The following is a 940-nucleotide window of genomic DNA, read 5'->3' as shown; positions in this document are numbered from 1 at the left end:
CAAGCACGGCAACCGTAGGGCGGATGCAATCCGCCATGCTTGCGCCCCGTTACCATCATTTCATCCGTTCCATTTGCATCGGCCCGTGATCGGACGCCGTTATCGGCGAGCAGCAGGCGCTCTACATCGAGGTATGCCTTGCATACTTGGAAAGGGCGCGGCTATAATACGCGCCTGCATGACAGAGACATCCGAAAGCGTTGCCCAGTCGGGAACGATTTCAGTACAAGTTATGCCTGATGACCATAGTAAATCGGTACCACCCCTTCCCATCCCGAACAGGACCGTGAAACGATTTTACGCCGATGATAGTGCTGCAACCAGTGTGAAAGTAGGTCATCGTCAGGCTATTATTCTAGAAAACCCCCGTGGAGACGCCGGGGTTTTTTTTCGTCTATCTATCGGGTCTGTCACGTGGCCCTGTCTCAACTATGCAAAGTTCGAGCAGTCCGGGGTTGGATCTACATGCGCTCTGCGGCATGCCCGCGTGAATCCACCTGGGCAATTGCGTCGGCGGTCGCTGCCGACAGGGTCTAGCCAAGATGGCCGTGTCCCGTGTTGTAGAACACGCACGGCGACTTGCCCCGCCCGACGCGCGGCAGCATGGTGGGCAGCATCGGACGCAAGCCGGCCCACGGAACGACGCTGCGCGTATTAATTCCTGGGAAGCAGTGGTGAACCCAGTCGACCAGGGGACGAATTCTGTCGGCGCGAATATCGCGGTTTAAACCATTGAACTCAGCGGTGCCGGCAACGCGGATGCGCTCTGTACCAAGCCGGCTGGTAACCAGCTTGGTGGCGTCGTAGAGCAGGCTGACGGTCGGCGCCGCCGCTTGACTGTGCGCATCGTTCAAGTTGACAGGTCATGCTGCACAGCGAAGCGGAGATCCGCAAGAATGCGGCCAAGATCTACCAGCAGGCCGTGCAGCTCAAGGCCATG

The 940-nt window shown here is 58.3% G+C and carries 1 rRNA gene and 1 pseudogene; one reads left to right on the top strand and one right to left on the bottom strand.

Annotation, left to right across the window (positions count from 1 at the left end):
* The first annotated feature begins 235 nt into the window (after positions 1 to 235).
* Positions 236 to 348 (top strand): 5S ribosomal RNA (gene rrf / locus ACP7BV_RS27340).
* Between the two features lie 185 nt (positions 349 to 533).
* On the opposite strand, the pseudogene ACP7BV_RS27335 reads toward rrf, so the two are convergent.
* A pseudogene (locus ACP7BV_RS27335) lies at positions 534 to 860 on the bottom strand (FAD-dependent oxidoreductase); the annotation flags it as partial.
* Between the last annotated feature and the right edge of the window lie 80 nt (positions 861 to 940).

Source organism: Massilia sp. TSP1-1-2, assembly GCF_049896185.1.
GTDB lineage: Bacteria > Pseudomonadota > Gammaproteobacteria > Burkholderiales > Burkholderiaceae_D > Telluria_A.
This window is presented reverse-complemented; position numbering and strand designations above follow the sequence as displayed.